The organism is Streptomyces sp. col6 (assembly GCF_008042035.1).
In the GTDB taxonomy this organism is placed as follows: Bacteria; Actinomycetota; Actinomycetes; order Streptomycetales; family Streptomycetaceae; genus Streptomyces.
This window is the reverse complement of sequence record NZ_RDBL01000009.1, coordinates 181,308-205,367: the sequence shown is the minus strand read 5'-3', so window position 1 is coordinate 205,367 and position 24,060 is coordinate 181,308. Positions and strand designations below refer to the sequence as shown.

The window sequence follows — 24,060 nt, the reverse complement described above, 5'->3', positions numbered from 1 at the left end:
CGTCAAGCGTCAGGGGCCGGTGCCCTCGAACGCGGTAGGGGTTGTCTTGGAGTTCCAGCGCGAGATGGTGCGCAGGCCTGCCCGCGCAAGCTCAAGGTACTGGCCCGGGCATTCCCACAGCTCGCGCGCCGACAGCTCGGGAGGCACCGGAGAGTCGGGATGCTCTGCTGGCGCGCAGAGATGCAGGACGGCCGCGCGACGGTCGGCGACTGCGGACCATGGGTGGATTGGGTGGCTGCATGCGGCGTTGAGGTCGACGGTCTTCAGGGCAGCTTGCATGACGCGCGAGTAAGAGGGGGGCAGGCCCTCGTACGAGTTCTGGATGACCATGCGCATGCACAGCATCACGCCGATCCGTTCGTCCTTGTTGACCTGCCCGGCCAGCCACCTTCGCGCGCACCATAGCCCGACCGGCCCGGCGTTGTCCTCCCAGGTGCGAGAGAGTGCGTCCTGGACGGCGGTGAACTCGATACGGCCGCCGTTGCGGAGGAAAGCGGCGTCGAGATGGGAGACGTCGATCTCGCCGAAGAGCCTTTCGATACCTCCGTGGACGACCTCCTTGGCCGTGTCGGCAAGGTCGGACAGGAAGGCCGGACAGTCCAGGACAGCTATATCGTTGTCCTCAACCCCGTAGTCCGCAGAGATGATCTCCCTCCCGGCCGTGGTCAGCAGGCTCACCCCGAACTCGACCATGTGCTCGCGGTCGTCGCTGAGAATGTCGCTCGGATGTCCCAGCGCACAGCGGCACACCGCCGGGGCGAACGTCGCCCGGATGCGGTTGAGGACATCGGCGTAGGCGTCGAGCAGGGGCCGGTTGAGTATCCGGCCGGAAGTCGCATACCAGGACGTGGCATGGAGGAGAACGGTATAGCCCGTCAGCTCCCGGCGACCCGCGGGCGTTCCATGGCGGGTCAGGGCGCCGGATGTGTCCGCAGCGAGGCCCGTCAGCACCACTGCGGGGTCTTCAGAAGGATAGTCACAAACGATTCCACTCAGATCGGACAAAAGCTCCGCGTGGCTTTCGGAAAGTTCCGGTGCTTGGTCCAGCGGGCCTGCCCCTTGCCGGTCTGGTCCAGCGACATAGTCGCCACGTAGACGCGCTTCAACCCACCAGCCCGGGGGCCACGCCCCAGGACAAGATCGCCTGCCCCGACGGGTTCGTGTGCATCTACCCTGACATCAACTTCGTCGGCCAGCTCTACGTCAAACGCGCCACCGACGATTCGGTGCGACACCTGCCCGACTACATTCGCGGCGCCGGGAGCTCCGTCATCAACAACAGCGGGCGCACCGCGAGGGTCTACGCCAAGGACAACTACACCGCGTCCCAGGTCTGCGTGGGACGCGAAGGCGGCACGATCGCAGACCTTCGCTCCTACGGCATGAACGACGCCACGCACTCGTTGAAGAACAACGACACGCCCTGTGGCGCCTGACTCAACACCGACGGCACCCGGGCCCGGACCCAGGCCACCGGCTCCGCCCGGACGGCACCGCGCGGGGGCGCATCTGGCAGTCGCCGCCCGGGTCGAGGCAGCCGTGAGGCGGGCGGGGTGCGTGTTGCCGCGCCGCTGCGCGCGTTGCTCTCGGCTCAGTACCTCGATCAGCGTCGGGCCAGCCGACGGCCGGTCCCCGTTCCGTAATCCAAGCCGTAGTGATCGAAGATTTCCCTTTCTTCCTCAGCCAGCAATTCTCCGTCGGTATTGATGGATGGGGCTTCCTTGACGAGCTGCTTCGACCACGCCACCTTCAGGTATGAGGGTGACACCACGGCCTTGTCCAGCGGCACGAAAGCGATCCGTCTCCGGGTCAGTCGTCCGATCGTGACGCCCGCGAAGGCGGGCTGGTCGGTGGCGGTTGCGACGTAAATGGATTCCAGGGATCCGATCTTGTCCCCCTCAACGTCCACCACGTCAAGGTCCCGCCAGTCCCGGATATTCTCCGCTTCAAACATGCCACTCCCTCTGTTTCTCTTTCGGTGTTAGCAGATGTGTGCCCGCAGCACCTCGGAGCATGGCCTGCGGACACCGAACCGAGTATGAGGGCTCCCCCGATACTCTTCTCCGCACCGCACCGGCGACGGCCGCCTCCGGGGAACGCGAGATGGAGGCGACGTGCCGACCATTTCCAGATCTCCCTGAAACAGGGATGCAAACGCCGGTTCACCCGCCTGTGTATGTGCAGCCGACCATTCCCGTGTCAGCCCGCGATGACGCAATGTCGCCGTGCGGCCCCTGCATGTGCAACCATTCCGGGCCTCGCCGTGACGTGCGCCCTGGGGCGAGGTTTCGGACACGGCCCAGCAGTTTCACGAGTGCGAGGGGCACCTTCAGGTCCCGGGACGGTGTGTCGCGTACGACCCGAACAGCCGATCGCAGCACGCCAACCGGATACGGCTAGGCCAGAGCGGGTAAGTGGGTGCACAACACCGCCACAGCCGACGCTGGAAAGTGACCCATCATGACCGACGACGCTTATCTCTTCCTCGCCGACGGTGCCCCGGGATCGGGCTGGCAGGCGATGCCCGTATCCCTCACCGGAGGGCTGGAGTGCCTGCAGACACCGGCCGTGCGGGCCTGGCTCGATGCCCACCAGACCGATGCCGCGTCTCCGGCGCTGCACGTCGTGCCGCCTGAGGAGACCGGGATGATTCCCGAGGGAGCAGAACGGCTCCCGGTGCCGCTGACCGAGGAGGAGCTGGAGCGGGTTCGCCGGGCTGCCGCCACCGACCAGGTGGCGGCCGTCGAGAAGGAACTGCTGTCTTACCGTGACAGCGAGGAGGGGCGCGACGCCCTGCTCCACAAAGCTCTGGCCGCCGGCCTCCCGGCGCACCGCATCGTCGAACTCTCCGGGGTGGATCCTGCGGCCCTGCCGACCGCACCTCGCTCCTGATCGGTCACAGATACGGCGTGACGTGACCGCATCAGCCGTGCCTGCACCTCGCAGTCCTGCCTCCGGTGCGGGCACGTCGACCGCGAGAGCCGGCGCACCCGAGCCCCGAGACCTCGGCCTCGGCGTCCCGCGCACAACTGGCTGACGAGGGCTGGGACTACTTCGAGCCGTACCTGCCGGTCGGCGAGTACGGGCCGCATCCCGCCCGGCTGCGGGAACAGTTCGAGGGTGTGATCTGAAAGTTCCGACCTACCCGGAGGCGACGACGGATAGGGAGGCCGCGATGGTGTCCGGGAGGGTCTGGCACACGGGTGCGCCGTGGCGGTGGGCGACCCAGATCAGGTAGCGGTTGCGTTCGGGATTGGGACAGTCGGGTGGGCAGCCGAGGACGATCTTGCGCTGGATGATGTCGAGGCCGAACTCCACGTTGGAAGCTTCTGGCCGCCCATGCTCTCCTTCGGGAGACAGGGCCTCGGCAAAGTGGTGCTTCGCCCGGATTGGTGATCATGTGATCCCGAGGAGAGCGAGGGGCCGGTGAGGGCTTCTCGCGTTGTGTCGTAGGTCGGCGGCGATGTTTCTCGGGTACTCACCCCGGTCGTGCTGGGGGCTGTGGCTTCCGGGGCTGGAGGGAAATGCTCCGGAAGCCACCGTCTGGGCGACACGGCCCGTGGCGCGGCGAAAGCCGACGCCCCGCACGCCCTGGCGGTCACCGATTCGATCGACGCGTTCCGCCAGCCACCACCGCGGCCCGCGAGACCCCCGCCGCATGGTCGCTCTCTCTGATACAGCGGCCGGCACAGCCGCTTCCCTCACGCCTCTGCGACGGAGGGATCCTGTGCACCTGTGCTTGCCGTGTCGTCACCTTCTCGGACCACGTCGGTGTGCTCAGCTCCGGATTTCTCGCCGGTGGCGGACCGGCCCCGGAGTCCGTTGACCACCAGTCCGAAGGTGGCTGCGGCGATGACCGCGGCGGCGACGGCGGGGAGGGCTCGGGCCTGCCAGTTGTCGAGTACCGCCCCGCCGAGCGTCGCCCCGGTGGCGATACCGAGGTTGAGTACGGTGATGCCGATCGCCCCGGAGGCGGCCTCCCGGCCGGGGGAGGCGATCCGTAGCAGGTGCATCTGGAACACCGGTGGCAGCAACCCGATGAGTACGCCCCAGCCTGCGATCACCACGACTGCCACGGCAAGATGGAGATCGAGTAGGAGCAGTGAGGCGGCGCTGCCGGCGAAGGCGGCGCTGACCCAGCTGAGCGCCTGCCGCGGGAACCGGTCGGAGAGTGATCCGGCCCCGAGGGTGCCGACCACCCCGGCCACTCCGAAGACGAACAGCAGTATGCCGCTGGTGGCGTTGTCGTATCCGCCGAACTGTTTGAGCAGCGGTGCGATGTACGTGTAAAGCAGGAAGTGGCCGGTGATGACGAGCCCTCCGGCCAGCGCGACGCCGAGTACGGTCCACAGTGCCGGGTCTCGGCCTTCCTGCCGCACGGCTGGCCGGGGCGCGTCCGTAAGCGGCAGGGAACGGATGCCCAGGGCCGCCAGCGCGAGCAGCGCCGCCAATGCGCCGAAGGAGACCCGCCACCCGAGAGAGACGCCGATGGTAGCGCCGAGCGGAATGCCGATGATGCTGGCCATCGCGGGACCGGCCAGCACTACCGAGACGGCCCGGCCGGTCCGCGCCGGCGGGACGAGTGTGGCCACTGTTGGCACGAGCAGCGACCAGAAGAGGCCGTGCGCGGCGGCGGCGGTGATACGGCTGGTGAGCGCCCACCCGTACGAGGGGGCGAGCGCGGTGCCGGTGGTCGCGAGGGCGAGCAGCAGCAGAATGAGGGTGAAGAGCCGTCGGCGCGGTACGCGTGCAGTCAGCCGGGTCAGCGGGACGCTGGCCACGGCGATAGTCAGCGCCCATGCGCCGACCAGTCCGCCGGCGGTCGCGGGTGTGATGTCCAGGCCGTCGCTGAGCTGCAGCAGCATGCTCGCGGGCAGCAGTTCGGTGGTGACGGTGGCGAAGGCCGCGCCCGAGAGAAGAAGCAGTGCTCCCCAGGGCAGCCTGGGCGGCGCTTCCGCAGTAATTTCGGTGGGTTGAGTACTCATGACCGGTACCGTAAAGTCTCACATTCATGTGAGAGTCAAGGAGCGGTTCATGCGGATCGGCGAGCTGTCCAAGCGCACCAGGATTCCGATCCGGATGCTGCGGTACTACGAGGAGCGGGGGCTGTTGAGGCCGGAGCGCGCACCGAGCGGCTACCGGCACTATCAGGAGGCGGACGTCGAACAGGCAAAGCTGGTGAGCAGCCTGGTCAGATCAGGGCTGCCGACCAGACTGATCCTGCCGCTGCTCCAGGAGAACCAACCGAACCAGGTGGACGGGGACGAAGCAGACGGCGAAGAGGACCTGGTCGCACTGTTCGACGCCGAATTCGCCCGCCTCGACAGCCAGGTCAAATGCCTGAGCTTCAGCCGGAACGCCGTCCAGCAGCACCTGCAACGCCTGCGCACCAACCGGGCCAAAACAGTCGACTGAGCCGCTCAACCACCGTGCGCCAGCGGATGGTGGCTTCGAGGTGCTCGGATTGTCGGCCTTCCGCCCCATGCAGAATGCCGCCAGCCGTAATCTCCCGCCATGAACTGGGGAGAAGTAGGCCGTGCCGTCTTGGCGTGGCCATGGGCAAACATTGGTGCCTGCGCGGCAATCGTGTTCGCGGGCGCGGCACTCATCGTCAGCTGGCGGGCGGCAAAGGACGGGAAGCGGTCGGCAGACGCGTCCGTGAAGGCGGCTGACGCCGCAGTTGCTTCGGTTGAAGAGGCTCGGCTGTCAAGGCGCGTGGCGGAGCAGGCCCTAATGGATCAGCGGGCGGAAGCTGCCGAGCGTCGACTTGCTGAGGCGGAGGCGAACCGCCCCCGTCCCACCTTCGCCATCGAGCTTGTATCCGGCAATGCTTACTACCTGCGCAATATGGGGACGGGGCGCGCGACCGGGATCAGCCTGACCCCCAGGGAGGGGGATGAGCCCTACATCTTCGAGGGTGTCAGAGACGGGAGCTTGGCTCCCAGCGAGGCCGTGGAGTTCACGATGTTGGGCGCTGCGGGCATCACCACTCTCTCACCGCCGGAAGAAGCCATACGTCATCCAGCCGTACGCCGCCGCCCGCACTCAGGTACGCCAGCGCGAGAACCATCGCCCAGACTTACGCCCCGGCTCCGCTTGCTCCTGGCCCTCCTGTCCGCCGGCATCGCGGCCGCCGCGTTCGCACTCGGCGCGCTGCTAGCCCTGCGGTTCAGGTCTGCCGATACCGTGCTCGCGGGCCCGACTGCTGCTGTAGTCCTCGCCCTGCTCGTAGAGCGCGTCGAAAGCAGCAGATGTCTCGTCGATCAACGCCGGATCCCTGAACCGGTTGGCCGGTTCGGCGCCGGCCGAGCTTGCGGTGTCAGCCCCGCCTCTCCTGCCCTGGATCCGTTTCAGGGGGCGGGAGGGGCCCTCGCTCACAATTGGCGGGTGAACTCCTGGCGGTCGGCGAAGTTCTCGTAACCTGCCCGTTCGAAAGCCATGATCATGGCGGTATTGGCCGCGTCGCAGTCGCCACGGATCTCGTCGGCGCCCGCTTCGACCAGCAGACGCGTCCCACGCGCCACCACCGCCGTCGCATAGCCGTTGCCGCGGCAGGCGGGAGATACCGCCACCAGGCCGATCACAGCGGTCGATGGGTTGCGGGCGGGGAGGCTGAGGGCTGCCGGTGTTCCGTCGGTGGTGTAGCCGATTTCCCACCACGAGGGCTCGTACGAGAACTCCTCCATGTCCGCGAAGAGGCTCTCTGCGGCACGCCGGGCGCCATGCGTGGCGACCCTGGCGGCGAGTTGGGCGTCGGCGCTGGTCGGCAGCGCCTCGGCAAGGAGAGAGATGAAGGGCTCACAGCCCAGACGGGGCAGGGAACGCCAGGTCAATCGGCTGTCATGCGTGGCGGGTTCCGGCCCGGGGCGACGGCGGAAGCGGCGACCGTCACGAGCCCGTTCGAAGCCCGCCAGACGAAGAAGCTCGGCCCGCCGTTCCGGCTGCGCCTGGTACTGCGGCGCCTGCGTCGGCGAGTCGGTAACGTGCTCCAGCGCCGTTGCACCGAGAGAGCCGGCCAGAGCGACCGCCTCGGCCAGCAGTGCCCGGCCGGTGACGAGGCCGGGTTCGCCCCACGGCGCCTCAAGGAGAACCAGGGCCATTGGGATCTCTCTGCCTGGGAGGGTCCATAGCACGGTGGCCGCGGTGAGTCGGCCGGCCTCGTCTTCCGCGACCATGCACCACTCCGGCCGGGTGCACCGCTTGGTCAATAGGTCGGTGAGGTAGGCGGCTCTCCCGTCGTTGCGCTCTGGCTGATCGGAGTGCTGGACGAGGGCGGGTAGTTCGTCGGCGCGTGCTATGCGGATAAGCATGTACGAGGGCGTCCTGTCTTTGGGTGAGGTGGTCGGTCCTGCGCCGAAGCGCCATCCAGTGGTAGCGGCAGGCCTGGCCGCTCCTGCCCTTGCCTGACCTGCCCGTCAGGCCCCTGCGCCCGGGGACGGGGCGCGCTCGGCATTCTGCGTCGCAGCGTGCCACGGCCGATCGGCGGTGGTCGTTGCCTGGCGCAGAAGGCGCAGCCGTTCACCCACAGGGCAGCCAGGTCACTGCCTTACCGCCCCAGCCGTGCCGGTGATGCGTTGTCGGGACGCGAGCAGTGTTCCACAAACAGAACGTTCTGTAAACGGAACGATCGGGCGATAGTCATGCCCTATCCGCTAGTCGGGTTCGGCCCAAGCATTGTCCGGTCACTCAGGGCAGGGGTCGACGGGTCACCACAGACAGATCCGATTGTCCGGTGGCGCCCCGAAACACGGCCTCAGCCAGATCCTGATCAAGTAGATCCTACGACCGCTGCCCGGGAAATCCGATTGGTTCGCCCGGTCGAAGACCGGGTTCCGGGCGTTCGCCCCGGACGGCTGTGCACCCCTTGCCGGGTTGCCGCAACGCTCAACTACCGCTCTACGCGTTACTCTTGAGATATGCCAGTCACCTTCACCGAGCTCCCGCTGGCGGCACTGACGGAACTCGTCAACGCGTGGGGCACGCTGCCACGTGAAGCGGCCGGCCGCAGAAACGCCCCGTCCCGGCCTGAAAATCTCGCCACACATCTCGGCCTGCCGACGGGCGTCGAAGCCGAGCTGACGCCCGAGGAATTCACCCGGGCTGCTGACCTCCTGCACCAGATCTTTTCCGCCCAGAACACGGAGACGTGCGCGCAACGGCTGACCTACCTGCTCGTCGACGCTGGCGCCTGCCCCGCCTTGGAAGCCGCCGCAAACGGCTCGCTGAGTGCCGTATGGCGCGTCGGCGACCCCGAGCAGGCACTCCTCGCGGCATCGGCGCTCACCCTGCGCCAGTACGTCACCGCCCACGGGATCGAACGCATCGGCATCTGCACCGGTGATCACTGCGCCGACGTCTACATCGATCGCTCACCAGGCGGCCGGCGCCGCTTCTGCTCGATCACCTGCCAAAACCGCACACGCGTGGCCACGTTCCGCAGACGCAAAGCAGCAGACACCGGCTGAGCCGAGCCCAGTCTGCCGAGCCGTTTGCGGTTGGCGTCCTCGGCGGGCTGCGGGATCACCGCCCGGATCCCGCGCCGGCCACCTGCCCGGCGACCGCGGTCGCCGGGCAGGTGGCCGTGGTCCTTACGTACTGATCGGTGAGCGCCTCCAGGGCATCCTCGATGCGCCGGCGGCGGGACGCCGACCAGTTGATGAGGTCCTCGGGCGCTCCGGCGAGCTGCTTCCGGCCCGCCGGGTTGGCTCCGTCCATCTCGCCGATCGGTGGTGCCGGGTGGGTGCGGCGGTGAAGTCGAACCGGGCGCGGGTGTCGAGCACCGAAGCGCGAACAAAGCCCGAGGAGGCGGTCAGCGGCCGCCGTCATTGACGCCGGAGGCCCGCCGCCCAAGGAAGTCCAGCACAATCTGCCCGAACGCGGTCGCCGCGACAAGGGCGCCGAAGGCCAGAACGATCAGCACCGTCATCTCCTCGTTGTTGCGGCTGCGCGCCTCGGTCCGACGGCGCAGCCGCGAAGCGTAGACCTCGGCGTGAGACGGAGCGTCGCACCGAGTACGAAACTGATCAACAAGACGCGTGCGTCAGGGCCGGACCTTGCGGTTGTGACGGTCGCGGCCGCCGATGACGAGACAGCGTTCCGGTCCAAGAGTTGCTCGCTGCACGGTGGGTGATCGCGCCGGCGGACAGCACCACGCCCGAACCGGGCGAGTCAAGTGCTCGGTTGTGCTGTCCCCTGGAGTGTCTGCGAACTGACGGGCGGTGCGCTCTCAGTAGCGCATCCACCGTCCAGATGGATTATTCCGAGGCTGCCATGATGGCATTGATGAGGTCCCCCCCGGATTCTTTCAACACCCTGACGGCTTTCTGCCGGCTCACACCGGTCTGCGCCATGACCAGGTCAATGTCTTTGGGGTCCACGCCCGTCTCATCGACATCCTCATTCTCATAGCTCATGGCGCCGTGGCTCCTCTCCAAGCAGGTGCGGCCGGTCGACTGCACACTGATCTCAAGTTATGACGAGCGGGACGACTGTGCGATCACTGACGTAGCGATACATACGGACGAGTGACGACCTCTCGCGCGCACGGACGCGTCAGTGTCTGTGAGCCCTTTACACGCACCCCTTGGGCCACCTCCCGGCCCACTCTCATCCGCCCGTGCCTGGGTACCTTGCCTCGGTCCAGTAGGAGCCGATGCGCCCCATCCCGCCGGGTGCGTCGACGACGGCCTGCGCGGCCGCCCGCACCCCGGGCGGGTCCGCGGCCAGTTTGGCCAGGCACTGCTGGCTCGAAGGTCGGCCAGGTTAGTCGTGATAACGGGGACGCCATCTTGTGCCCAAGGATGTGCCGGCCGGCACCGGGAGGCTTCCCGGTGCCGACCGGCCATGGTCAGGGCACTGTCAGACGCGGTCGGCCGCAATGAGGACGTACTGGAAGGATCCGTCCCGGTACGAATTGATGAACGCCTCCTCGATCCCCGTGACCAGTGAGGACGTGGCCCGCAGCTCCCAGTAGGGCAAGGTGTCGGGAGTGAGGTCGATCACGGCCTGCGGCACGAGGCGGTTGTCGGCCATGGCGCGCAGGTATTCCCGGCGCGAGTGGATGTTGCACTCGAAGTGCGCGTTGATCTGCGAGACCCACTTCGAGGGCTGGCCGTAACGCGGGTTCCAGCAGCCGGTGATGGTTACGTAGCGTCCGCCGACCTGCAGGATGCGGGCGTGCTCGGCGAAGAGGTCGTCCAGGTCCACGTACATGCTCGACTCGTTGTTCCACGAGGCTGCGGCGGAGCCGGTCTCGAAGGGGGTGGAGAGCATGTTGCAGACTGTGGCGTGGACGTGGTTGTCGATGCCCAGTTCCGCGGCGCGTCCATTGGCGAAGTCGGCCTGCTTGGCCGACAGGGTTACGCCTTCCACAGAGCAGCCGAAGCGCTGGTGCGCCATGACCATCGTGCCGCCGCGGCCGCAGCCCGCGTCCACCAGGGTGTCGTCGCGGCCGATGGCACCGAGGTGTCCCAGGAGGGCATCGGCCTGTGCTGACTCCAGTCGGTGGAGTTCGGCGATCAGCTTGTTCTCGCTCTCCTTGTCCTCCGGGCCACCGAGTGCGGCGGAGTCGACCTCACCGATGCCGTAGTGGTGGTGGTAGAGGCCGTCGACGTCGCCGAGGCGCAGGTTCACGGGGCGGGCCTCACCGTCCCAGTAGCGTGCGATGTCTCCCTGGTAGGGGGTCGCCGGGCCGGGAATGCGCAGTGCGGAGGGGGCGGTGGCGAGTTCGGTGCTGGTCACAGATGGTTCCTTCTCTCTTACCAGAAGTCGGGCAGGCTGTAGCGGTAGGTGTTGGACTGATGCCAGTGGTGGTTGCCGTCGACCCAGGCGGCGACGCCTCGCAGGAAGCGCCCCACGCTCGGGACGGGACAGGCCGCGGCCAGTGCCGCGGCCTCGGTCTCGAATTCGTGCATCAGCTCGTTGTGGATTTCGACCGACTTGAGGTAGGCGTCCTTGTCGGACACCCTTTCGCGTTCGGCGATCACGACGGGCAGGTTCAGATGCCGGCCCGGGGCGTCGAGTTCCTTGGTGTACGAGTAGAGGTCGTTCACGATCGTCGTGGCGTTGGAGGCCAGGGCGATGACTTTCTGCAGATCGGCCTGGGCGTGCAGGTCGGCCGGGAGTTCGTAGCCGCCGACGGTGTCGGTGATGGTGGGGCAGGGCCGGAAGTTGTTGAACTGGCGCATCGCCAGGTACTCCCAGACTTCCGGAACGTGATCCTGCTGGGCCCAGGCCGCTTCGGCGAGGTACCCCAGATGCAGTCGCGCCATGTCGTGGCGGAGCCGGTCGGCCTGGGAGGGCCCGGCGGCGCGGACGAAGTAGTCCATGGCGGAGCGGTAGGCGCGCCGAGGGGCGTCCGCATGGAGGGAGGCCGCCCATTTCGGCTGGTACTCCCGCGCGGTGTACAGGGGGTCGAGTGCGGTGTGCGCGAGCAGAAGCCGTTCGCCGAGGCCGATGGGTGATCCGCCGTGGTCCTCGCAGTAGCAGTCGTCCACGGCGTTTTCGGCGACCATGAGGCGGGTGGCGAGCATCAGGTGGTCGACGGTGGGTGCGTCCGGGTGGCATCCGACCATGTAGCGGCCCACGGAGAAGCCGTCGAACTGCTCTTCCCATTCCTCGGGATACAGGGAGACCTCGTCCAGTGCCCATGCCTTGATCCTGCGGCTGACCTCGTCGACGCGGTCCGGGTCGGGCTCGGGGATCGGGTGATGGTAGAGGCCCGGGATGGGCCGGCCCTTCTCTGCGGCCACCGGTGCGGGAGGCTCCTCGGGGGGAGTCAGCCGCAGACCGGCCGTGCCCAGGCCATGTGGCCCGCGCAGCAGTCGCTCCAGTTGCAGGCTCGGCCCGGTTCCCCCGGTGGGCGGTGGGGCGGTCGATGGTAGAGAGGTCGGTGACGGGCCGAAGGGGAGGTGGGCCGGCAGGGGTGGCAGTGTGTGCGCGCCGGGCGATGTGCTGACGGCGGCGCCGGTCTCCTGGGCGTGAGCCGCGACGGGGGCGAGTATGGTCGCGCCGAAGTGGATGACGGCTTCCGGCGTGCTCGGGCGCGGAGGCGGCAGCTCGGGAACGGGCATGCGTGACTCCTTGGTGGGGTGGGGTGTTCGACGGCTTCCGGCACACGGTCCGGTTCAGGGTGCTGGGCCGCGACCACTACCTGGGCCAGTGGGCGATCTGTACGTTCTCCAGCACGCCGACCGCGTCGGGCACGAGGATGGCGGCGGAGTAGTAGGTGCTGACGAGGTAGGAAATGATTGCCTTCTCGTCGATGCCCATGAAGCGGACTGACAGGCCCGGCTCGTACTCGTCCGGCAGGCCGGTCTGCCGCAGGCCGATGACGCCCTGGTTCTCCTCACCGGTACGCATGGCGAGGATCGAACTGGTCTTCTCCGGGGTGATGGGGATCTTGCCGCAGGGCAGGATCGGCACACCGCGCCAGGCGGGCACCTGCTGGCCGCCGAGGTCGGTGTGGTCCGGGTAGAGGCCGCGCGCGTTGAACTCGCGCCCCATCGCCGCGATGGTCCGGGGGTGCGCGAGGAAGAACTTGGTGCCCCGGCGGCGGCAGAGCAGCTCGTCCAGGTCGTCCGGGGTCGGCCGGCCGGAGTGCGGCTGGATCCGCTGCTTGAAGTCGGCGTTGTGGAGGAGACCGAACTCCCGGTTGTTGATCAGTTCGTGCTCCTGGCGCTCGCGCAGCGCCTCGATGGTGAGCCTGAGCTGTTCCTCCGTCTGGTTCATCGGACCGTTGTAGAGATCGGCCACCCGGGTATGGACCCGGAGAATGGTCTGGGCGACCGAGAGCTCGTACTCGCGCGGCCTCAGCTCGTAGTCGGCGAATGCTCCGGGCAGTTCCTGCTCGCCGACGTGGCCGGCCGACATCGCGATCTCGGCTTCACCGCGGTGGTTTTGCCGCTGCTGCGAGCGGGCGGTGAACTCAGCGAGGTGGGCCCGGAGCTCTGGCGAGGCCGACACGATGCCCGCGAACTCCGCGCGGGACAGAGTGAGCACCGTCCCGGCGGTCTCGGCGGTGGCGGTCTGCGTCCACCGGGCGTCGTCGTCGAGCAGGACGTGTTCCCCGAAGTGGTCTCCGTCCGCCAGGACGTCCAGGGTGACTTCGTCGCCGTAATTGCCGGCGGAGGTCTGGCCGATTCGGCCGTGCGCGACCAGGTGGAGCCGGTCCGCGGCCTCGCCCTGCTCGACCAGTGTCTCCCCTGCCCGGAAGTCGCGCTGTACGCACCGGTCAGCGATGGCGGTGAGCACCTCGGTGTCGTCGAAGTCCCGCAACAGGGCCAGTTCGCCAAGCTCCTGGGGGATGACCCGGACCGTGGCCCCTTCCTGGATGAACTCCACCCGTCCGTCGCCCACCGTGAAGGACAGCCGCCGGTTGACCCGGTAGGCACCGCCCTTGGTCTCGACCCAGGGAAGCATTCGCAGCAGCCAGCGGGAGGTGATCTCCTGCATCTGCGGGGCGGACTTCGTCGTGCTGGCGAGGTTGCGGGCGGCGGCCGTCCCCAGACTGGACTGCCGGGGCACTTCCAGCCGTGCTTCCGAGTTCGAGTCAACAGTCATCGGGCAAGCTCCTTTTAATGCGGCGAGGACGTGCATCAGCGGACGCGACCGTTCGTATGGACAAACACGCGAGGAAGGGCGCTGATAAGGAGAGAAGAGACCCCCTCCAGGTCCATAAGCACGCTAAGGGCCCTTTCACCCACCGGACCAAGGGAATCCGCCGACATTCGCTCGATACGATGATCACGCCCGAAGGGCGTTTGCCCATGCGCCGATGAATTTGAGCCGTGTTCGAGAGCGTGCCCTCCGACCGCTCTGCGGGTCGCGATGCCCGGCGCCGCGGAAGCACGACGAGATTCGGCCTGCCGGGGCAGGTCGACGGCAGCAGTTACGCGCGAGACGAAGTATGGCGTTTCGCGAAGCGACAGATCCGCACGCCCGCGCCTCGGCCCGGCAGTTGATCCCCGCCAGTGCGGCTGCGGAGCGGTAGACGATCGCGAGTTTGTCGTACCGGGTGGCCAGGCCCCCGCCACTGCTTGAGCAGGCGGAACGATCGTTCCACGACGTTCCTGCGCTTGTAGGTCTCGGTGTCCAGAGTCCGGGGCCGTCCGCCGCTGCGGCCTTTCCTCTTGCGGTCGGCCTGCTGATCGGCACGCTCGGGAATCACTGTGCGGATGCCGCGGACAGCGAGGTCTGTGCGGACCTGTCGAGAGGAGCACGCCTTATCTGCGAGCAGCGCGTCCGGTGCGGTGCGCGGCGTGCCTGAGCCAAAGCGCGGGACTCGGATGTCAGCCAGTAGGAGAGGGAGGATCTGCGCGTCGTGAACTTGGCCAGGGGTGACTACGACGGCCAGCGGGCGGCCGTTGCCGTCCACGGCGTGATGGTTCTTGGTCGTCAGGCCGCCACGCGATCGCCCTATGGCGTGGCCGGCTGGTTCTCCCCTGGTGACAGTTGTTTCGCTCCTGCTCCCGTAGGTGACAGCGCTGGTGTCCTTCTCCGGCCGTGCCGTGTTCGTCGCGTGCTGGTGGGCCCGATTGATCGTCGAGTCGACCGAGACCATCCAGTCGATCCCGTTGACAGAGTCCGCCTGAGCGGTCACTTGGGCCAGAACCGTGTCCCAGGTGCCGTCAGCCGCCCACCTCCGATGGCGCTTCCACACCGTCTGCCAGGGACCGAATGCTTCGCGGGGCAGGTCTCTCCAGGGGATGCCCGTGCGGTATCGGTAGATGATCCCTTCGATGATGCGACGGTGGTCGGCGAACGGGCGCCCTGTCTTCCCCGGGCGGCGGGGAAGACAGGGCGCCAGGCGTGTCCATTGCTCATCGGTCAGCAGGCGTATGCGCCCGCTCGTGGTTACCGAGGCTGGTAGGCGGTGGCCAGCACGGAGACAGTGACCTGATCGGGCAGGAAGCTGCCGTCATTCAGGTCTGAACGACTCACGTGGCGTGCACTCGGCGTCATCGAAACCAGGTCCAGGACGTCCAGCCTGCTCAAGGACGCGGAGTAATCCACCTGTTCAGTGACGACGGCCTCGAAGAACGGGGTGAGTGCCCGGTGCAGGCGCTGTTCCTTGGCCGGGTCGATCGTGACCATCGCAGGCACCTGGCCGCGCAGCTCGGCCAGGTGCCGCCCGGTGGGCCGGACCACGATCAGCCGACCGGTCGCGCGCAGTACGCGGTGGAACTCGGCCGGGTTGCGTGGGGCGAACACGTCCAGTACGACATCGGCCGCCCCGTCGACCAGCGGGAAGGGGCGAAAGACGTCCCAGGTGACTGCGGCGGCCCGGTCGTGGGCACGGGCTGCCGAGCGCAGAGCGCGCACCGATGTGTCCAGCCCCAGGCCACGGGCGCCGGGCAGCTGGTCGAGTACGCCGGCCAGGTAGTAACCGGTGCCGCACCCTACGTCTACCACTGTGCCCTGCTCGGGCATGGCGTCGGCCGCCAGTCGGGCCGCGACTTCCCGGACGGGCACGTAGGTGCCGGTGGACAGGAACCGGTCCCGGGCTTGGACCATTGCCGCGTCGTCGCCGCTGGTGGCGCGGCTGCCCGTCAGCAGACTGGCATAGCCGTGACGGGCGAGGTCGAAGGTGTGGCCCACCGGGCAACGCAGTGCACCGCACTCGGGGTGCAGGCGGCGCGTTCGGCACGTCGGGCAGCGAAGCAGGTCGAGGGACAGATCGAGGGCAGGGGGAAGCGACACGGGCACGAGGCACTCCTGGGAAGGGGTGAAGGGAAGGGACCGTGCCTGCGCGCTCAGAGCGTCACTGCCTCAGGAAGGAACGGGCAGCATAGGGACGTCATTCATGCAGCAGGCACGCCAAGGAGGGCGACGCCGTCTGGCATCGCCCTCAGCGCCTTCCGATCACAGGAAGCAGCAGTGCGGGGTGCTCATGAATGCCATGTCATAAGTCTAGGACCACGACGGAGCCCTCGATGTCTCCGTGTCCAAGAGTTGGGAGACACGGCCTAGTTGTTGCCGGCCATGACGTTGGTGACGCTTGCGGGGAGGCGTGAGGCTGGAGGACGGTTCCCGGCGGTGGTGTGAGGTCGGTGGTAGTTGTAGTGGATGTTCCAGAACGCGATTGCTCGGGTTCGCTCTGCTTCGGAGGTCCAGGGGCGGGCGTAGAGCAGCTCTTCGGCAAGGATGCGCTGATAACGCTCGACCTTGCCGTTGTGCCGCGGCGTGTAGGGCTTGGTCCGCTGGTGGCGGGAGGCCACCGAGGCCACAGAGCGCCCGAAGACCCCAGCTCGGTAGTTGGTGCCGTTGTCGGTGACCACGCGGACGATCCGGTGGATGCCGTGGGCGGCGAAGAACGCGCGGGCGCGGGTGAAGAACGCCACGGTGGTGGCGGCCTTCTCGTCGGGAAGGGGCTCGGTATAGGACAGGCGGGAGAACCCGTCGACGGCGGAGTGCAGGTAGACATACCCTCCCTTGGCGCCGGCGGTCTTCGCGCGCTGGGCGGTTCTTGCCTGTTCGGAGTCGCGTCCGTGGGCCCGCCAGCCGCCACCGTCGGGATGCGTCCGGCCTTCTTGACGTCCAGGTGGACCATGTGGCCTGGGTAGCGGGCCACGATCGGTTGTGACGGGTGCCGGTTGACGGATCCGTCGGGGTCGAGGTGACGGCGGTGGTTGATGCCCGGGCGGGCCAGCCAACGGCCCACGGTGCGTTCGCTGATCCGCACGCCTTGGTTCGCGAGTTCGAGCGCGATCCGGCGGGCAGACCATTTGTTGTCCCGCCGCAGACGCTCAATCCGTTCAACGATCTCGGGTGGGGTCTGGGGCGGTGAGAAGTGCGGGACTCTGGGGTGGTCCTGTAATCCGGCCTCACCGGATGTGTCGTATCGGCTCTTCCACTTGGACAGGCAGGCGCGGGAGACGCCGGCCTCGGCTGCCACGTGGGCGATCGGACGGCTGCGGCAGTGTTCCACGAGCCTTCGGCGTCCCTCCACGTTCAAGAGGGCGTTCGCATGTGTCACTTGAACACCTCGGCGCTTCGGCCGGCCGCGACGCTAGTGCGGAGTGTGAAGGCAATGAGTAGCGCGACACCGACCAGGAGTCCGCTCGCCCACAGCGGTCCGAGGGCCCCGGCCTCGGTGCTGAGGGTGGTCGCGGCGACAAGGGGGCCGGCGGCGGCGCCGGTGTTGAGTGCCGCGGTCGCATACGAGCCGGCCATCGTGGGGGCTTGTGCTGCCTCGTAGAGGACCCGGGTGATCAGCGTGCTGCCGAGGGCGAACGACAGCGCGCCCTGCACAAACACGAGGGTGCACAAGGCGACCGGCCTATCGGCCAGTACCGCCAGGGCCAGCCAGCCAACGAGCAGCAGCGGACCGCCGACCGCAATGACCAGCCCGGGACGCTGGTCCGACAGCCGGCCGGCGACGGTGACGCCGACGAAGGAACCGGCACCGAAGAGCGCCAGAACGACAGAGATCCACAGCCCACCCAGCCCGGCGGTGTCGGTCACGATCGGGGCGAGGAAGGTGAAGCTTCCGAACGTTGCCGCGTTCACCAGCGCGCCAAGCAGCATCATCAGGATCAACCGCGGCCTGGTGAGCAGGGCGAGCTCCGCCCGCAAGACCGGCCCGCCCGTCGCCTCTGCCTTCACGCGTCCCCCTGGGATGCCCTTCAGGACACCGAGAGCCGCGGGCAGGCAGAGAGCGGCGACTGCCCAGAATGCGGCCCGCCAGCCGAGCACCGTCCCGAGTACCGACCCTCCGGGGACCCCGGCGATCGTGGCCACCGTTGTGCCCGACAGTAGTACGGCCAGCGCACGGCCCTTCTTGTCTGGTGGGACCAGTGTGGCGGCAGTTGTCAGAGCCACGGCGAGGAACCCTGCGTTCGCGAGCGCGGCAACGACCCGGGTAGCGAACAGGATCGGGAAGCTGGAGGTGACGGCCCCCGCGGCGTGAGCTGCCGCGAAAGTGAGGATGAACGCGAGAAGGCTGGATCGCCTGGGCCAGTTGCGGGCAAGCGCGGCCACGAGAGGGGCCCCGATGACCATGCCGATCGCGAAGGCCGAGGTGAGCACACCCGCGGCCCCGACGGTGACGTCGAAATCTGAGGCAATATCCGGCAACAGGCCGGCGAGCATGAACTCCGAGGTGCCCATGGCGAAAACCGCCACAGCGAGCAGGTACAGCGGGAAAGACATCGAAGGCTCCGAGGTGAGGAGAAGCACGAGAAGGTCATCTCGTCACCGCGGCCAGCCCCACAGGCACACTCGTCCCACCACAGAATGCGGCGCAACGACAGGACTACAAGCTCAGGGCTTCAGGGGGCTGACGGCGTGACCGAAAGCCCCCACCTTGTCTCACTCAGGACTCGACATGGCTAGCACGCTACCCGACCGACGCCCAGCGTGGCACCGGTGTCACCAACGTCATGTCCCGCAACACCTAGTGCTGTGACCGGAGACGATCACCGGGGTGTCCTGCGATGATCGGTGGATGAGGGAGCACCCCGATGGTGACTGGATCGGTGCGGTGACCTTGGTGGAGACCGAAGCAGGTAGGAAGATCACCCGTCGTTCTTCCGAGGAGCTGGCCGGGTAGCCCGCCGTGGTGGGGATCCTCAGGCCTCCACGGCCAGCGGTCGACCGCCCCACCGAATGCCCCTCTCACTGCGGACGCGTGCGCCTACCTCGACTACCTGCGGCAACGCTGGGACGAAGGACAGCACAGCCGCCGACGCCATGCCAACCGGCCGACCGTGCCACCGAGATGATCTCCGCCTCCGAAAATCTCGCCAGAGCCAGAGAAGTCCGTACGCCGATACCGCCGGGGCCGATCCCCACGCCTCCCCGCCCGAGGGCGGCCGGTAGCCCCTGGCCGCTGGCCCGCTGGCTCGACGAGCTGCCGCAACCGCGCGGCCGAGAGCCGTCCGCTCCCGTCCGGACTCCACATGGCGGATGACACCGTCCTCGTCCGACCGGGGCGTTCCGGGGTCCTGCGCGAGTGGCCGCACCGCGCCAGCCTCGAAACGGAGAATCACTCGCGAACAGCCCTCTGAAGGCGTACGGGGCCAGGTCCTTGCGGGCTGAGCGCGTCGTCGGGGTTGAGGAGGAGACACGCCTTCATGGACAGACAGCCGCACCCGATGCATCCGGTCAGTTCGGCCTCGAGAGTTTCGATCGCCCGACGCCTTTCTTCCAGTTGTTGCTTCCACGCCAAGGAGAGGCGTTGCCAGTCCTTGTGAGTGGGCGCGTGATGGCTGGGCAGTGTGCTGAAGACCGCTGCTACGTCGCTGAGCCTGATGCCGAGGCGCTTGGCCACGACGATCAATGAGATGCGACGGAGCATATGGCGGGGGTAGCGACGTTGGTTGGTGCCGTCCCGGCCTGAAAAGATCAGCCCTTTGCGTTCGTAGAAGTGCAGCGCGGATGCTGATACGCCGGTGCGCCGGACGACGTCACCGATGGTGAGAAGGTCGTTCGGGTCGACGAGCACATCGGTCTCCTGACGTTCACGGTGCTGGTTCAGGCGTTCTGGCGGCTCGGGCCATGGTGGCGGATAAGTGCCATGACCGTGAGGGTCAGCAGCAGACAGAGCAGTCCGATACCGAGCTGGGTCATGCGCCACGACCAAGTGAGGGCGGCGAGTTCGGCGAGTCGGTGTATGTCGGAGAGCTGCCCGGCGCTCACCGCAGCCGCTCGATCATCGCTGCCGAGGCGGCTGCCGAGAAAGCCGAGCAGCGCGGCCCCGAAAGCGGCGATGACCATGGCCTCGGCAGCTCCGCGTAACGTATTGAGGAAGCCGACGGCCATACCGACGGACTCGGCCGGTACCAGAGCCATGGCCTGTCCGTCGGTGATCCCGAAGGAAGTCCCCATACCGGTTCCGATCGCCAGGAGCGGGGCTGTAGCGCCCAGAAGCGTGTTGTCCGGGCTGAGTGTGACCAGGGAGAGATTTCCCAGGGTGACCATCACGAGCGCGAGCAAGACCAGTCGGCGTGCTGGGACTCCCCTGTTGACCAGTGCCACCGCGGCCAACGGCGTGACGAGGATGGGGACGGTCAGGAGCAGCATTGCGGCGCCTGCTGCGGCCGGCGCGAGGTGCGCGGCCGCCTGGAGGTAGGTCGGCAGAAAGACCAGAAGGCCGAGAAACCCGACCGACGTCGTCAAGGTGGCCAAGCTCCATCCGATGAAGCCACGGTTGGTGAGCAGAGCCGGCTCCAGGACCGGGTGGGCGCTGCGCCGCTGCACAACGCCGAAGACGACGAGCGCTATGACCCCGCTGATGGCCGCAACGACGACGGCCCCATCGGTCCAGCCCAGGGATGGTGCCTCCAGGGGGGCGAACATGAGGAGGCAGAGCGCGACGGTGAAGAGGATGCTGCCGGCCCAGTCGACCCGTGCGGTGGCGGCTCGGGACTCGTGCATCCGGGTGGCGCCCGCTGTGATCAGTGTGCCCAGGGCAGTGAAGACCACGAAGCTTCCGCGCCAGCCTGTCGCGGAGATCAGCAGTCCGGACAGGGTGGGGCCGACCGCGATGCCGACTCCCGCCATGGTGCCCATGAGCGCGAAGGCGCGATTGCGTGAGGTTTCTTCGTATGAGGCGGCGAGGACCGCGCCTCCGGCGGCCATGATGCCGGCGCCGCCCGCACCGGAGACGATGCGCGCCGCGTCGGTGAAGAGGACCGAGGGACTCACCGCGGTAACCAGGAACCCGCAGGAGAGGACGACCGCCGAGGCGACGAATGTCTTGCGTCGCCCTACTCGGTCCGCAGTCGAACCAGCCACGAGAGTCATCGCCGCGAAGGCCAGGTTGTATCCGGCCACGACCCAGTTCAGGGCCGAGCCGGAGGCATCCAGTTCCCGGCCCATGCTGGGCAGCGCCACCGCAGTCCCGGAGATGGACATGGCAACCAGGACGACACCCGTCAGTACCACCGGGAGCGTCAAGGGCGATGGACGCTGTGGCGAAGGAGAAGAGGCCATCGCCTCTGTGACGGCATCCATATCGGGTACTCGCTTCCCTCGGTCGAAAGGTCGCGAGTACCCCATCACTTCAACCGCGGTTGAGGGCAAGCGGACGGGCGCTGAGCTTTTCCGACCTCATGTTGAGGCGTGGTGAGGGACGGGTACGGCCCTGTGTCGGCGAAGGCGCGTTTCGGAAGCCTTTGGGGCGGTTGCTGGTGCGTTCGACGGTGTTGCGCTTCTTGTAGCGCTCGCCGTCGAAGCCGGTGGGCCGGCCGCCTCGGGAGCCTCGGTTCCTGTGACGTCTTTGCTGGTCGAGGCGTTCGGGGATCGTGTGCGGGATACCGCGTCGCCGTCGGTTGTTGCGGTTTCTGCGCGACGTGTACGCCTTGTCCGCCAGGACACGGTCGGGCCGGGTGCGAGGCCGGCCGACTCCGGTGCGGGGCACCGATGCCTGCTCCAGGACCCGTTCGAGCTGGGGTCCGTCCCCGTAGTGTCCGGGTGTCAGGACGAACGCGAGGGGCCGACATCGCCCGTCGGCGACGAGGTGGATCTTGGTGGTGAATCCTCTGCGGGAACGTCCCGGGCACTCGCTGATCCGACCACCGCCTCCAGCCGGACGGCCAGTTTCCGCAGCACCGGATCGACGTGGTTCGTCCCCTGCTGAGATCCGATGGAGGCTGACGACAGATAACCGCCAGGATCTGGTGAACGGCGACAGTGCGTCAGGCGGAAGACGTCAGTGCGGCGGGGATCTTGGCGAAGGTCTCCTCAACCAGTTTCATCAAGCCGTCGCGGCCTCCGCAACCGCCCCGTACCGACCAGTGCATGGAGGCTGTGCGCCAGGCGGCTACGAAGATTTCCACGGTCAGCGGGAGGCGCAACTCGTCAGTGACGACGCCGGCGGAACCATTCACTGTCTTGACCAGGGCTCGCGTCGTGTCCTGGCAGTAGCCCATGCTGTGCGTCTGCAGCGCGGGTACGGCCTCCGACAGCTCGCGGGTGGCGAGGAAGCGGCCACCCCAATCCGGGTCCATGGCGCTCAATGTGCTGTTCAGCGCTACGCGGAGAAACTCAAGGAGCGGGCCGTCCATCTCCAAGGTGGCCACGTGATCTAGATAGGCCGACCACAAGTCGCTGTCGGCGGCCAGCGCGACGTCTTCCTTGGAACGGTAGTTCCGGAAGAAGGTCCGCTTCGACACTTCCACGGCATCACACAGGTCATCGAGCGTGGTGGCGTCGTATCCGCGTTCTGTGAACAGGCGCAGCGCGGTCTCGGCCAGGGCCCTGCGGGTACGCAGTTTCTTGCGTTCGCGCAGCGGCAGGTCGCGCAGGTTCTCACTCACACCGTGAGGCTATCACTCGGAGGCCTTTGCCCTTTGACAGCTTGTGCCACTGAGTGGCATTGTCGCCTCGGTGGCCAACCGTGGCTGCTGAACTCCCTTCCAAGGAGCCTGACTTCGTGACAACCGTCCCTACGGGCCACTCCCGGCCGGCGATCACGCTGGTGGTGGTGCTCCTGGCCTTCGCCACCGTGCCGATGTCCATCTCCGGGGCAGCCGTCGCGCTGCCCCGCATCAGTGCGGACCTCCACACAGCAGGCGCACCGCTGCAGTGGGTTATGAACGCCTACAACTTGACGTTTGCCTCGTTCACGCTGGTCTCCGGCTCCGCGGCCGACCTCGTGGGGCGCCGGCGGACCTTCGTGATCGGCGGCGGCGTGGTCACGGTCGGCTCACTCGCCGCCGCAGTCGCATCCAACATCGTCCTGCTGGACATAGCCCGTGCTGTGTCGGGCGTTGGTGCGGCCGGCGTGTTCGCCAGCGGCGGCGCGATCCTGGCCACCACCTTCGACGGCGCCGCGCGCACCCGAGCGTTCGCGGCGCTCGGCAGCGCCGCCGGACTGGGCCTGGCTGCCGGACCCACCCTGTCGGGCTGGCTGGTCAGTGGGCTGGGATGGCGTGCCGTCTTCGGGTTGCACGCCGCCCTGATGGCCGTTGCCCTTGCCGGTGCCGGATACATCGCCGAATCCCGCGCCGAGAAACGTCCCCGCCTGGACGTGACCGGTGCTGTCGTGTTCGTCGCCGGCCTTGCGACGCTGGTCCTGGGGTCGGTCCAGGGGCCGGAGTGGGGTTGGGTGAGCCCCGGTGTGCTGGCGCTGCTCGTCGTTGGTGTCGGGCTCCTTGTGCTCTTCGTCGTCCTTCAGGCTCGCTCTGCCGCCCCGCTGCTCGACCTGGCGCTGGTCAAGAACCGCCGCTTCCTGGCCCTGTGCATGGTGCCCGTCGTGTCGACCTTCGGCTTTGTGACACTGCTGACCTACCTGCCCACTTACCTCGTGGGCGCGAGCGGCTTCTCTCCACAGCGCGCCGGAACGGTGCTACTTCTGATGACCGCGCCGGTACTCCTGGCTCCGCCGCTGGCCGGCGCGCTGGTCAACCGGGGAGTGTCGGCCCGCGCGGTGATCACGATTTCATTGGTGATGTTCGCCGGCGGGAACGCATGGCTCACTCAGATCGCCCCCTCCTCCTCCGTCGCCATGGTCGCCGGGCCGCTGGTGCTGACCGGGCTGGGCGCGGGGCTGTCCTTCGGCGTGGGCGACGGCGCGGCGATGAGCCTCGTCGAGCCCGAGCAGGCCGGGATGGCCACCGGGTTCCTCAACACCATGCGCATCGGCAGCGAGGCCATCGTCATCGCCGTGTACGGGGCGGTATTGGTCAGCTTGATCGGTACCCGCGTCGGCTCCCAGGAACTTGCCGCAAAGGTTGCCTCGGGAGGACCGACCGGCGGTGATTCCGCAACGCTGGCCGACGGGTTCACCCATGCTCTGCATATTGCGCTGGGGGGAACGGCGGCCGTGTGTGCAATCGGGGCCGTGGCCATCGCCGCCGCACTGGCCCCACCACGTCGCGACACCGCACCGACGAGCGCCGGCGACCAGCTGGCCACCACGCGCTTCTCATCTGCCGACCGCCCCTCGTTCCGCTCTACCAGCGACTCGGCCGGCGAACTCTTGAGCACGACGTCCACGTCGAACGACCCGAAGGGCCCATGACCATGCCGCTGCGGACCATGTGGACGCCACTGTGCGACGGTGCGAAATGGCCCGCTGGAGAAGTCCGCCTGCCCCCGGGCCTCATGTGATCGACG

Annotated in this window: 21 protein-coding genes and 3 pseudogenes; 6 read left to right on the top strand and 18 right to left on the bottom strand. The window is 67.7% G+C overall.

Annotation, left to right across the window (positions count from 1 at the left end; all coding sequences use genetic code 11):
• Positions 1-9: 9 nt before the first annotated feature.
• Positions 10-1,005, bottom strand: coding sequence for a hypothetical protein (locus EAO73_RS13845; RefSeq protein WP_224756284.1), 996 nt, complete (start codon positions 1,003-1,005; stop codon positions 10-12).
• On the opposite strand from EAO73_RS13845, the gene EAO73_RS36525 reads away from it, so the two are divergent.
• Positions 924-1,436: a peptidase inhibitor family I36 protein gene (locus EAO73_RS36525; protein ID WP_224756283.1), complete on the top strand. Its 513-nt coding sequence runs from the start codon at positions 924-926 to the stop codon at positions 1,434-1,436. The two genes, EAO73_RS13845 and EAO73_RS36525, sit on opposite strands and share 82 nt — an antisense overlap.
• A gap of 167 nt (positions 1,437-1,603) precedes the next feature.
• Here the strand turns inward: EAO73_RS36525 and EAO73_RS13835 are convergent, their stop codons facing one another.
• Positions 1,604-1,954: a PRC-barrel domain-containing protein gene (locus EAO73_RS13835; protein WP_147971828.1), complete on the bottom strand. Its 351-nt coding sequence runs from the start codon at positions 1,952-1,954 to the stop codon at positions 1,604-1,606.
• Between the two features lie 506 nt (positions 1,955-2,460).
• Between EAO73_RS13835 and EAO73_RS13830 the strand changes: the two genes are divergently transcribed.
• The gene (locus EAO73_RS13830; RefSeq protein WP_147971827.1) at positions 2,461-2,892 is read left to right on the top strand and encodes a DUF6003 family protein; all 432 of its coding nucleotides are present in this window, start codon (positions 2,461-2,463) and stop codon (positions 2,890-2,892) included.
• 65 nt (positions 2,893-2,957) lie between these two features.
• A complete protein-coding gene (locus EAO73_RS35920) occupies positions 2,958-3,131 on the top strand; it encodes a hypothetical protein (RefSeq protein ID WP_191134053.1) in 174 nt (57 codons plus the stop codon).
• 10 nt (positions 3,132-3,141) lie between these two features.
• Here EAO73_RS35920 and EAO73_RS13825 read toward each other — a convergent pair whose 3' ends face one another.
• Entirely contained in the window at positions 3,142-3,318 is a 177-nt protein-coding gene (locus tag EAO73_RS13825; protein WP_224756282.1) for a hypothetical protein, read from the bottom strand.
• Positions 3,319-3,701: 383 nt separating this feature from the next.
• The gene (locus EAO73_RS13820) at positions 3,702-4,985 is read right to left on the bottom strand and encodes an MFS transporter (RefSeq protein ID WP_147971826.1); all 1,284 of its coding nucleotides are present in this window, start codon (positions 4,983-4,985) and stop codon (positions 3,702-3,704) included.
• A gap of 49 nt (positions 4,986-5,034) precedes the next feature.
• Between EAO73_RS13820 and EAO73_RS13815 the strand changes: the two genes are divergently transcribed.
• Positions 5,035-5,415, top strand: coding sequence for a MerR family transcriptional regulator (locus EAO73_RS13815; protein WP_191134052.1), 381 nt, complete (start codon positions 5,035-5,037; stop codon positions 5,413-5,415).
• Positions 5,416-6,374: 959 nt separating this feature from the next.
• On the opposite strand, the gene EAO73_RS13810 is transcribed toward EAO73_RS13815, so the two are convergent.
• Complete coding sequence (locus EAO73_RS13810) at positions 6,375-7,310, bottom strand: GNAT family N-acetyltransferase (RefSeq protein ID WP_147971824.1); 936 nt, start codon at positions 7,308-7,310, stop codon at positions 6,375-6,377.
• A gap of 606 nt (positions 7,311-7,916) precedes the next feature.
• On the opposite strand from EAO73_RS13810, the gene EAO73_RS13805 reads away from it, so the two are divergent.
• On the top strand, positions 7,917-8,465 hold the full coding sequence (locus EAO73_RS13805) for a CGNR zinc finger domain-containing protein (protein ID WP_147971823.1): 549 nt from the start codon (positions 7,917-7,919) through the stop codon (positions 8,463-8,465).
• Between the two features lie 55 nt (positions 8,466-8,520).
• Here the strand turns inward: EAO73_RS13805 and EAO73_RS13800 are convergent, their stop codons facing one another.
• The 13 genes and pseudogenes from EAO73_RS13800 to EAO73_RS13745 all read right to left on the bottom strand — a co-directional run bounded on the left by EAO73_RS13800 (position 8,521) and on the right by EAO73_RS13745 (position 22,259).
• A complete protein-coding gene (locus EAO73_RS13800) occupies positions 8,521-8,715 on the bottom strand; it encodes a hypothetical protein (protein WP_147971822.1) in 195 nt (64 codons plus the stop codon).
• Positions 8,716-9,254: 539 nt separating this feature from the next.
• The gene (locus EAO73_RS35915; protein ID WP_191134051.1) at positions 9,255-9,413 is read right to left on the bottom strand and encodes a hypothetical protein; all 159 of its coding nucleotides are present in this window, start codon (positions 9,411-9,413) and stop codon (positions 9,255-9,257) included.
• Between the two features lie 445 nt (positions 9,414-9,858).
• Positions 9,859-10,740 (bottom strand): geranyl diphosphate 2-C-methyltransferase, encoded by an 882-nt coding sequence (locus EAO73_RS13795; protein ID WP_147971821.1) that lies wholly within the window; start codon positions 10,738-10,740, stop codon positions 9,859-9,861.
• A 17-nt stretch (positions 10,741-10,757) separates the two neighbouring features.
• Complete coding sequence (locus EAO73_RS13790; RefSeq protein WP_147971820.1) at positions 10,758-12,071, bottom strand: family 2 encapsulin nanocompartment cargo protein terpene cyclase; 1,314 nt, start codon at positions 12,069-12,071, stop codon at positions 10,758-10,760.
• Between the two features lie 76 nt (positions 12,072-12,147).
• Positions 12,148-13,560 carry a family 2B encapsulin nanocompartment shell protein gene (locus EAO73_RS13785; RefSeq protein WP_147971819.1) on the bottom strand — a complete coding sequence of 471 codons (1,413 nt, stop codon included), beginning with the start codon at positions 13,558-13,560 and terminating at the stop codon, positions 12,148-12,150.
• 399 nt (positions 13,561-13,959) lie between these two features.
• A pseudogene (locus tag EAO73_RS13780) lies at positions 13,960-14,839 on the bottom strand (IS5 family transposase); the annotation flags it as partial.
• Positions 14,840-14,853: 14 nt separating this feature from the next.
• Complete coding sequence (locus tag EAO73_RS13775) at positions 14,854-15,705, bottom strand: methyltransferase (RefSeq protein WP_191134050.1); 852 nt, start codon at positions 15,703-15,705, stop codon at positions 14,854-14,856.
• A 260-nt stretch (positions 15,706-15,965) separates the two neighbouring features.
• Positions 15,966-16,975 (bottom strand): annotated as a pseudogene (locus EAO73_RS13770) (IS481 family transposase).
• On the bottom strand, positions 16,972-18,150 hold the full coding sequence (locus tag EAO73_RS13765) for a Cmx/CmrA family chloramphenicol efflux MFS transporter (protein ID WP_147971818.1): 1,179 nt from the start codon (positions 18,148-18,150) through the stop codon (positions 16,972-16,974). Before EAO73_RS13765 ends, EAO73_RS13770 begins: the two are co-directional and overlap by 4 nt.
• Before the next feature lie 835 nt (positions 18,151-18,985).
• Positions 18,986-19,444, bottom strand: coding sequence for a redox-sensitive transcriptional activator SoxR (soxR, locus tag EAO73_RS13760; RefSeq protein WP_147971817.1), 459 nt, complete (start codon positions 19,442-19,444; stop codon positions 18,986-18,988).
• 29 nt (positions 19,445-19,473) lie between these two features.
• Positions 19,474-20,934: an MFS transporter gene (locus EAO73_RS13755; RefSeq protein ID WP_224756314.1), complete on the bottom strand. Its 1,461-nt coding sequence runs from the start codon at positions 20,932-20,934 to the stop codon at positions 19,474-19,476.
• 172 nt (positions 20,935-21,106) lie between these two features.
• A pseudogene (locus EAO73_RS13750) lies at positions 21,107-21,514 on the bottom strand (transposase); the annotation flags it as partial.
• Between the two features lie 124 nt (positions 21,515-21,638).
• Positions 21,639-22,259 carry a TetR/AcrR family transcriptional regulator gene (locus tag EAO73_RS13745; protein ID WP_147971815.1) on the bottom strand — a complete coding sequence of 207 codons (621 nt, stop codon included), beginning with the start codon at positions 22,257-22,259 and terminating at the stop codon, positions 21,639-21,641.
• A gap of 116 nt (positions 22,260-22,375) precedes the next feature.
• Here EAO73_RS13745 and EAO73_RS13740 point away from each other — a divergent pair, with 116 nt between their 5' ends.
• Positions 22,376-23,965 carry an MFS transporter gene (locus EAO73_RS13740; protein ID WP_147971814.1) on the top strand — a complete coding sequence of 530 codons (1,590 nt, stop codon included), beginning with the start codon at positions 22,376-22,378 and terminating at the stop codon, positions 23,963-23,965.
• Positions 23,966-24,060: the final 95 nt, after the last annotated feature.